General features: G+C 67.7%; 9 protein-coding genes and 1 riboswitch. Of the genes, 6 read left to right on the forward strand and 3 right to left on the reverse strand.

Features of this window, described 5'->3' with window-relative positions; translation table 11 throughout:
* Positions 1-123 precede the first annotated feature (123 nt).
* Positions 124-1,350: a threonine synthase gene (locus ACFE7D_RS13115; RefSeq protein ID WP_375395863.1), complete on the forward strand. Its 1,227-nt coding sequence runs from the start codon at positions 124-126 to the stop codon at positions 1,348-1,350.
* A gap of 107 nt (positions 1,351-1,457) precedes the next feature.
* On the opposite strand, the gene ACFE7D_RS13120 is transcribed toward ACFE7D_RS13115, so the two are convergent.
* Genes ACFE7D_RS13120 through cobU form a run of 3 tightly spaced genes read right to left on the reverse strand, consistent with a single transcriptional unit; the run spans position 1,458 to position 3,060 of the window.
* On the reverse strand, positions 1,458-1,925 hold the full coding sequence (locus tag ACFE7D_RS13120; RefSeq protein WP_375395864.1) for a vgr related protein: 468 nt from the start codon (positions 1,923-1,925) through the stop codon (positions 1,458-1,460).
* Positions 1,922-2,560, reverse strand: a complete 639-nt coding sequence (gene bluB / locus ACFE7D_RS13125) for a 5,6-dimethylbenzimidazole synthase (protein WP_375395865.1) — start codon at positions 2,558-2,560, stop codon at positions 1,922-1,924. The genes ACFE7D_RS13120 and bluB overlap by 4 nt, the downstream gene beginning before the upstream one ends.
* Positions 2,557-3,060: a bifunctional adenosylcobinamide kinase/adenosylcobinamide-phosphate guanylyltransferase gene (gene cobU / locus ACFE7D_RS13130; RefSeq protein ID WP_375395866.1), complete on the reverse strand. Its 504-nt coding sequence runs from the start codon at positions 3,058-3,060 to the stop codon at positions 2,557-2,559. The genes bluB and cobU overlap by 4 nt, the downstream gene beginning before the upstream one ends.
* A gap of 25 nt (positions 3,061-3,085) precedes the next feature.
* Positions 3,086-3,290, forward strand: a riboswitch (cobalamin riboswitch).
* 137 nt (positions 3,291-3,427) lie between these two features.
* On the opposite strand from cobU, the gene ACFE7D_RS13135 reads away from it, so the two are divergent.
* The 5 genes from ACFE7D_RS13135 to ACFE7D_RS13155 form a co-directional block, all read left to right on the forward strand.
* Positions 3,428-5,362, forward strand: a complete 1,935-nt coding sequence (locus ACFE7D_RS13135; RefSeq protein WP_375395867.1) for a TonB-dependent receptor plug domain-containing protein — start codon at positions 3,428-3,430, stop codon at positions 5,360-5,362.
* Positions 5,363-5,408: 46 nt separating this feature from the next.
* Positions 5,409-6,035, forward strand: coding sequence for a cob(I)yrinic acid a,c-diamide adenosyltransferase (gene cobO, locus ACFE7D_RS13140; protein ID WP_375395868.1), 627 nt, complete (start codon positions 5,409-5,411; stop codon positions 6,033-6,035).
* A complete protein-coding gene (locus ACFE7D_RS13145; RefSeq protein ID WP_375395869.1) occupies positions 6,032-6,838 on the forward strand; it encodes an ABC transporter substrate-binding protein in 807 nt (268 codons plus the stop codon). Before cobO ends, ACFE7D_RS13145 begins: the two co-directional genes overlap by 4 nt.
* Positions 6,835-7,797 (forward strand): FecCD family ABC transporter permease, encoded by a 963-nt coding sequence (locus ACFE7D_RS13150; protein ID WP_375395870.1) that lies wholly within the window; start codon positions 6,835-6,837, stop codon positions 7,795-7,797. The genes ACFE7D_RS13145 and ACFE7D_RS13150 overlap by 4 nt, the downstream gene beginning before the upstream one ends.
* On the forward strand, positions 7,794-8,499 hold a 706-nt coding region (locus tag ACFE7D_RS13155; protein WP_375395871.1), incomplete at its 3' end, for an ABC transporter ATP-binding protein. The genes ACFE7D_RS13150 and ACFE7D_RS13155, both read left to right, overlap by 4 nt.

An 8,499-nucleotide genomic window follows, 5' to 3' on the forward strand; every position in this document is an offset into this window, starting at 1 on the left:
TTCTCACGATTGATCGCATCCTTGGCGGGATCAAACGTGATCGATGTCATATCGTAGCTACGATCAGCGGTCTATGCAAGTACCGGGTCGACGCGAAAGACGGCGTGCAGCTATGATGTTGTGATGAACCCCAACCTTACCGCCGATCGCCCGACCTTCGTCACGCATCTCGAATGCTCGCTGACCGGCGAACGGTATGAGGCGGATCGGCTCCACGGGCTGTCGCGGGCGGGCAAGCCGTTGCTGGTGCGCTACGATCTCGACGCGGTGCGCGCGAACCTGCCCAAGGGCATGCTGACCGCGCGGCCGACCGATCTCTGGCGTTGGCGCGAACTGTTGCCGGTGCGCGACACCGCCAATATCGTCAGCCTGGGCGAGATCGAGACGCCGTTGATCCCGATCCCGAAAAGCGCGGGTTCGCCGAACGTGCTCGTCAAGGACGAGGGGCGGCTGCCCGCCGGAAGCTTCAAGGCGCGGGGGCTCGTGATGGCGGTCGCGATGGCGAAGGAACTGGGCGTCACCCGGATCGCGATGCCGACCAACGGCAATGCGGGCGCGGCGCTGGCCGCCTATGCGACCCGGGTCGGGATCGAGACGATCGTGCTGTGCCCGGACGACACGCCCGAGATCAACGTGCGCGAGATCGCCGCGCAGGGTGCGCGGGTGTGGCGGGTCAACGGGTTGATCGACGATTGCGGCGCGATCGTCGGGAAGGGCGCGGCGGAAGGGCGCTGGTTCGATTTCTCGACGCTGAAGGAGCCATACCGGATCGAGGGCAAGAAGACGATGGGCTTGGAACTGGCCGCACAGTTCGGCTGGAAACTACCCGACGCGATCTTCTACCCGACCGGCGGCGGCACCGGGCTGATCGGGATGTGGAAGGCGTTCGCCGAGCTGGAGGCGCTGGGCTGGATCGGGCCCGAACGCCCGCGCATGTACGCGATCCAGGCGTCGGGCTGCGCCCCGATCGTCCGCGCATTCGAGGACGGCGTCGAACATGCCGAACGTTGGGAAGACGCTTCCACCATCGCCGCGGGCATCCGTGTGCCGAAGGCGGTCGGCGATTTCCTGATCCTGCGCGCGGTGCGCGAATCGGGCGGGAAGGCGCTTGGCGTCGGCGATCCTGCAATCCTGCGAGCGGTCGACGACTGCGCGCGCAAGGACGGGCTGCTGTTGTGTCCGGAGGGCGGCGCGACGCTGGCGGCGTATCGCGAGGCGCTTCGTACCGGAGAAGTGGATGAGGACGAGCGCGTGGTCCTGTTCAACTGCGCGACGGGGCTGAAATACCCGATGCCGCCGGCGGACAATGCGCTCGACAAGGATGGGCCGATCGATTTCGGGGCGCTCTGACCACCCCCGGCGAAGGCCGGGGTCCAGTTGCGACGGTCGTCATGGAGCGGACTTCGCTCCCCGACTACTGCGCTGCAACCGGGCCCCGGGCCTCCGCCGGGGCGGAATTACCCGAACACCGTCAGCAACCCCTCATATCGGTTGAGCGCCGGTGCCCCGGCAATCACCACCCCCTCGCGCAGCAAAAACGCATGGCGGACGATCTCCGCCTGCTGCTCGATCCCGTAACCCGTCAGCGGCACGCCCGGACGGAAGCTGTAGTCGTATCGGCACAACGGGTGGCGACGTAGCGGTAGGAACAGGCCGCGTTGATGTTGCCAGACATGGCAGAGTTCGTGGACGAACAGCCCCTGCAGGCCGTGCCCCTCGCGGCTGAAATCCTCGCTCCAGCTGGCGCTTTCCGGGTGTAGATGGATATGCCCGGTTGGTGCCATCACGATGTTGCGCGGCTGGAAGGGCCACCAGCATCGACGGCGGACTTCGACGCGGTCGAGGCCGATCGCGTCGCGGTAGATCGACCGGGCGAGCGCGCGCTCGCCGTCGGTCAGCGGCCGTGCGCCGCCCGGCGGTGTCATCGCAGGATGATCGCGGGCGGGCGGCGATGATCCCAGCCTTCGCGTTCCAGCTCCGGCGTGTCGGCGTCCATCGCGGGATAGCCGAGGCACAGATAGCCGACCAGCCGCCAATCCTGTGGCAAGTCGAGCGCGGCGCGTACGCGGTCGGGGTCGAGAATCGACACCCAGCCGAGCCCAAGCCCCGCGGCGCAGGCGGCGAGCCATAGCGTATGGATCGCCATGACCGCGGAATAGCCGATCGTCTCGGGCATGGTCAGGCGGCCGAGACCATGCCCCTGCGCCGGATCGGGGTCGACGAACACCGCGATCTGGCACGGAGCCTCGTCGAGCGCGGCGAGCTTCAGCCGGGCATAGCTTGCCGTACGGTCGTCCGACTGTGCCGCCAGCGCCTCGGCATTGCAGCGCAGAAATTCGGCGCGGATCGCGGCGCGGGCGGTTGGGATATCGACCAGCACGAAACGCCAAGGCTGGCTGAGGCCGACCGACGGCGCGCGATTGGCGGTGTCGAGCAATGCGTCGACCGTCCCCTCGGGCAGCGCGCGGGGCAGGAAATGGCGAACGTCGCGCCGCCAGCGGAACAGCCGGTCGAGCTCGTCGCGAAACCCCGGGTCGAAGCTGGGCGCGAGCACCGTCATTTCAGCCGCATCGACAACCCTGCGGCGACGAACTCGACCCGGTCGACCGCAGCGGCGACCTGCTGGTTGAGCCGCCCCGCGGCATCGCGGAACGCGCGGCCGAGCGGCGTGTCGGGAACGATCCCGAGCCCGATCTCGTTGCTGACGAGGAACAGCGGATGTTGCGCAACACGGATCGCAGCAAGCAGCGTCGCGGTCGCGGCGTCGATATCGGACTCGCCGAGCATCAGGTTCGACAGCCACAGCGTCAGGCAATCGACCAGCACGATCGCGGGCGCCGCATCCGCAATCGCATCCGCCAGTGCGACCGGTATCTCCACCGTTCGCCAGCGCGGTCCGCGGTCGCTTTGGTGGCGCGCGATCCGTTCCGCCATCTCGGCGTCGCCCGCGGTTGCGGTCGCGATATGGACCAGCGGTCCCGGCAGCACCTCCGCCGCCGCCTGCGCGAGCCGGCTCTTGCCCGACCGGGCACCGCCGAGGAACAGGGTCGTCGCTGCCATCTTGCCCCCATCGCCGATGCGGCTTAAGGGCGCAACCGCGACAGGTTTCCAGAGATGGAATGAAAAGGGAACCCGGAAGCGCTGGCTGACACCGGCGTAAACCTGGGCTGTCCCCGCAACTGTAACCGGCGAGCCTCGCCCATTCGCGCCACTGGATCTTCGGATCCGGGAAGGCCGGACGAGGTGTCGACCCGGAAGCCAGGAGACCTGCCTGTCGCTGTTTGTCCTTCGCGCGGACGGGGTGTTCCGGGCGATCGAGGGTCTTTTCTCCTCGCGTGACGACGTGCCTTGGGGCCGTGTGCGGCGGAAGATGACCCTTCCGGCGCTCTCGTCGCGCATGTCCCCATCCATCGTGAAGGGGATATCCGTGAAGACCAGCTACCTGATCCTGTTGCTGTTACTGTCCTGTGCCGCACCGGCCTTCGCACAATCCGCGCAGTCCGCCGCCGGCCTCGAACAGGCGGCGAACGCCGGCACCGACATCGTCGTTACCGCCAACCGGACGGCGACGCCGATCGACCGGGTCGGCCAGTCCGTCACCGTGATCGACACTGCCACGATCGAGCAGCGCCAGGCGGCGACCGTGTCCGACCTGCTGCTGCAGACGCCCGGCGTTACCGTCGCGCGGAACGGCGGCGTCGGTACCACCACCGCGCTCAGCATTCGCGGCGCGGAAACCGACCAGACCGTCGCGCTGATCGACGGGGTGAAGCTCAACGATCCCGCATCGCCGGGCGGCGGGTTCAATTTCGGCACGTTGCTGATCGGCAACATCGCGCGGATCGAGGTGCTGCGCGGGGCGCAGTCGGTGCTGTGGGGCAACCAGGCGATCGGCGGCGTCGTGAACCTCATCACGCGCCAGCCGAGCGACCATCTGGAGATCAACGCGCGTGCGGAGGGCGGCTGGCACGATACCGGGCAGGGCTTCGCCAACATTTCCGACAAGATCGGGCCGGTGTCGGCGAGCTTCGGGGCGGGCTATTACCGGACCGACAGCAACTCCGCGTATTTCGCGGGCAAGGAGCGCGACGGCTACCGCGATTTCGGCGCGAACGGCAGCGTCAACATCGCGCTGGCGAAGGACCTGTCGGTCGACCTGCGCGGATTCTATTCGAACGGGCGCACCGACTTCGACGGTTTCCCGCCGCCCAACTATGTATTCGCCGACGACCGCGAATATGAACTGGCCAAGCAGATCGTCGGCTATGCCGGGTTGAACGCCGGCCTGTTCGATGGGCGGTTCCACAACCGGTTCAGCTATGCTTATACCGACACCAGGCGGCGCGATTTCAACCCGGACAGCAGCCCGACCGAGACGTTCGATGGCAACGGCTTCAACTATCGGATGGAATATCAGGGCGTAGTCGATCTCGGCGACGCGCTGCAGACGACGTTCGGCGCGGAGCGTGAGGTCACGCGCTTCACCACGTCGAGCCCAGGCGGGCCGGTGACGTTCGGCCGCGCTCGGATTTTCAGCGTCTATGGCCAGGCAGTGGTGACGCCGTTTACCGGCCTGAGCCTGACCGGTGGGGTACGCCACGACGATCACAACGTCTTCGGCGGTGCGACGACATTCTCCGGGAGCGGCGCCTATTCGCCCAATGGCGGATCGACCGTATTTCGCGGTAGCTATTCGGAAGGCTTCAAGGCACCGACCGTGTACCAGCTGCAAAGCCAGTACGGGAACAGCTCGCTCGTCCCCGAACGCTCGCATGGCTGGGATGCAGGGGTGACGCAACACGCGCTCGACGGCGCAATCGAGGCGAGCGCGACATGGTTTCATCGCAACTCGGACAACCTCATCAACTTCATATCATGCCCAACCCCTCTGCCGCTCACGGGCATCTGCGCGAAGCGGCCTAACGGCACCTATACCAACGTCAGCAAGGCTCTTTCGCAGGGACTGGAAGTCGCGCTGACCTTGAAGCCGACGCCCGCCTTCACGCTGGTCGGCAGCTATACCTATCTCGACGCGGAGAACCGCACGCCCGGCGCGAGCTTCGACAAGCGCCTGACGCGGCGGCCGAGCCAGAGCGTGACGGTCAACGCGGATTACCGCTGGTCGTTCGGGCTGGAGACGGGGGCGACCGTCAGCGACATCGGCGACAGCTACAACAATGCGTCGAACAGCCAGCGGTTGAAGGGCTATGTGCTCGCCGGCGTGCGGGCCTCGTTTCCCGTCACGCGCAACATCGCGGTCTATGGCCGCGTCGATAATCTGTTCAACGAAATCTACCAGACGATCTACCAATATGGCGTGCCGGGCCGGGCGGCCTATGGCGGCGTTCGGCTCCGCTATTGACGATCCACGCCGCCCGCCCGTCCGCCGCATTGCCGGAGTATCGCCGATGACCGAGGTTCCACCCGTCGAGACACCGGAGGACTATGCCCGCCACAATGCGCGGATGAAACGGCTGTCCACCGCGCGCGCGAAGATGATGGCGAGGCGGACGCTGGAGCGCGGGCTGCTGATCGTCCACACCGGCAACGGCAAGGGCAAGTCGTCGAGCGCGTTCGGCATGGCGATCCGCAGTCTCGGCTGGGGGATGAAGGTCGCGATCCTTCAGTACGTGAAGGGCAAGTGGGAAACGGGGGAGCGCAACTTCTTCGAGGCGAACCCCGATCTCGCGACCTTCGAGGTGATGGGCGAAGGCTTCACCTGGGATACGCAGGACCGCGCGCGCGATATCGCCGCGGCGCGCGCGGCATGGGAGCGGTCGAAGGAAATGATCCTCGATCCCGCGTATGATTTCGTGATCCTGGACGAACTCAACATCGTGCTCCGCGACGATACGCTTCCGATCGCGGAGATCGTCGCGTTCCTGAAAGACCGGCCGCTGACCAAGCATATCTGCATTACCGGCCGCAACGCGAAGCCCGAACTGCTGGCGATCGCCGATCTCGTGACCGATTTCACCGAAGTGCGGCATCCGTTCCAGGCGGGCTTCAAGGCGCAGAAGGGGGTCGAATATTGATTCGGCTTGCCGCCCTCGCGCCGCTGGTCCTGCTGATCGGAGCGGCATCGCCACGCGAGCCGCGCGTGGTGTCGATCAACCCGTGCGTCGATGCGGTGCTGATGCACGTCGCCGATCCGTCGCAGATCGCGGGCATCAGCCATTATTCGCAGGACCCGCGCGCGACGTCGATCGGCCTCGTGCTCGCGAACCGGTTCAGGGCGACGTCGGGCACCGCGGAGGAGGTCGTGGCCCTGGCGCCCGATATCGTATTGTCGGGATCACATGTCTCGCCCGCGACGACGATGGCGCTCGACCGGATGCATATCCGGCTGGTGCAATATCCGGTGCCGTCGACCGTGACAGAAAGCGAGACGCAGGTTCGCGATATCGCCGCACGTGTCGGGCACCCGACGCGGGGCGAAACCCTGGCCGCGGCGATCGACGCGGCGGCACGGCCGGTCGCGGGCGTGCGTGTACCTGCGCTGATCTGGCAGGCCGGCGGGCTGGTGCCTGGATCGGGAACGCTTGCCGACGACCTGATGACGCGCGCCGGGTTCCGCAACATGAGCGCGGCGTACGGGCTGAAGCAATGGGATATACTGCCGCTGGAATATCTGATCGCCCGCCCGCCGCACGTGCTCCTGTCGGTCGGCGCGGCGGAAACGGGCACCGACCGGCTGACCAGTCACCCGGCGGTCGCGCGGCTGGCGCAGCGGATCACCGTCGCACCCTATCCGAGCCGGTTGCTGAGCTGCGGCGGCCCGACGATCGTCGCGGCGATGACGCGGTTGCGGACGGTCCGCAGTGAGGTGACGCGATGAAGCGCCTGACGATCGGCCTGCTGGTCCTGATCCTCCTCGCCGCCGCGCTGTCGGTGGCGGCCGGAAAGGTGTGGGTGCCGCTGAACGCGTGGACTGCTGCCGACCCGCGGTCGATCATCATCGTCGAACTTCGTTTGCCACGGACGGTACTGGCGCTGGCGATCGGCGCGGCGCTCGGGCTGTCGGGGGCGGTGATGCAGGGGTATCTGCGCAATCCGCTCGCCGATCCGGGACTGTTCGGGGTGTCGTCGGGCGCGGCGTTGGGCGCGGTGCTGTCGTTGTTCTTCGGCTATGCGGCGCAGGCTTGGCTGCTGCCCGCCTTCGCGCTGGCGGGGGCGGGGGCGACGATGGCGCTGCTGGCGATGATCGCCGGACGATCGGGCAGTCTTGTGCTCTTCACCCTCGCCGGGCTGATCCTGACGAGCATCGCCGGTTCGATGACCGCGCTCGCGATCAGCCTCGCGCCCACGCCGTTCGTCGCGTCGGAGATCGTGACCTGGCTGATGGGCGCGCTGACCGATCGCAGCTGGAACGACGTGCAGGTCGCGGTGCCGCTGATCGCGATCGGCTCCGCGATCCTGGCGACGACCGCGCGTTCGCTCGACGCGCTGACGCTCGGCGAGGCGGCGGCGCGGTCGATCGGCGTCGATCCGCGACGGTTGCAGCTGGCGGTGATCGCGGGGACCGCGCTGACCGTCGGCGCGGCGGTGGCGGCGGCGGGAGTGATCGGGTTCGTCGGGCTGATCGTCCCGCATCTGGTCCGGCCGTTCGTCGGGAGCCGACCTTCCGCGATCCTGCTGCCGTCGGCGCTGGGCGGCGCATTGCTGGTGACGCTGGCAGATAGCCTGGTGCGGATCGCACCGACCGTCAGCGAGCTTCGGCTCGGGATCGCGATGTCGTTGCTGGGCGGGCCATTCTTCCTGGTTCTGCTGATCCGCATGCGCCGGGGGCTGGCATGAGTATTCTCGCAACGTCGGCGCTTGGTCTGACGCTTGGCGGCGCGCGCGTGCTCGACGAGGTGTCGCTGCGGTTCGAACGGGGGCGGGTGACCGCATTGCTCGGCGCGAACGGGGCCGGCAAGAGCAGCCTGCTCGCCTGTCTCGCGGCGCTTCGCATACCTGATCGCGGGACCGCGACGCTGGACGGCATCGATGTCGTGGCACTCGACCGGCGCGATCGGGGGCGGCGGATCGGGCTGCTGCCACAGGCGGGCGACGTGCATTGGAACGTCGATGTCCGTACGCTGGTCGGTCTTGGTCGCTTGCCGCATCGCGGACGCTGGGGGGAGACCGCGGACGATCAGGACGCGATCGAGCGGGCGATGGCGGCGACCGATGTCGCGGGGCTGGCGATGCGCGGTGTCGAGCATCTGTCGGGCGGCGAACGCAGCCGGGTGCTGCTCGCGCGCGTGCTGGCGGGGGAGCCGGACTGGCTGCTGGCGGACGAACCGCTCGCAAGCCTCGACCCGGCGCACCAGATCGATGTTGCGACCATGCTGCGCAGCGTGGCGGCGGCGGGGCGGGGGGTCGTGCTGGTCGTGCACGATCTCGGGCTGGCCGCCCGGATCGCCGACGACGTGGGGTGGCTGAAGCGTGGCCGGGTGGTCGCGGCGGGGCCGAGCGACGATGTGCTTACCGCGCCGCTGATTGGCCAGCCGTACG

Source organism: uncultured Sphingomonas sp., from assembly GCF_964244235.1.
GTDB lineage: Bacteria > Pseudomonadota > Alphaproteobacteria > Sphingomonadales > Sphingomonadaceae > Sphingomonas.

Bases quoted from the DNA above. Each gene is read 5' to 3' on its own strand.
- ACFE7D_RS13115 (WP_375395863.1), top strand. From the start codon at position 124: ATGAACCCCAACCTTACCGCCGATCGCCCGACCTTCGTCACGCATCTC.
- ACFE7D_RS13120 (WP_375395864.1), bottom strand. From the start codon at position 1,925: ATGACACCGCCGGGCGGCGCACGGCCGCTGACCGACGGCGAGCGCGCG.
- bluB (WP_375395865.1), bottom strand. From the start codon at position 2,560: ATGACGGTGCTCGCGCCCAGCTTCGACCCGGGGTTTCGCGACGAGCTC.
- cobU (WP_375395866.1), bottom strand. From the start codon at position 3,060: ATGGCAGCGACGACCCTGTTCCTCGGCGGTGCCCGGTCGGGCAAGAGC.
- cobO (WP_375395868.1), top strand. From the start codon at position 5,409: ATGACCGAGGTTCCACCCGTCGAGACACCGGAGGACTATGCCCGCCAC.
- ACFE7D_RS13150 (WP_375395870.1), top strand. From the start codon at position 6,835: ATGAAGCGCCTGACGATCGGCCTGCTGGTCCTGATCCTCCTCGCCGCC.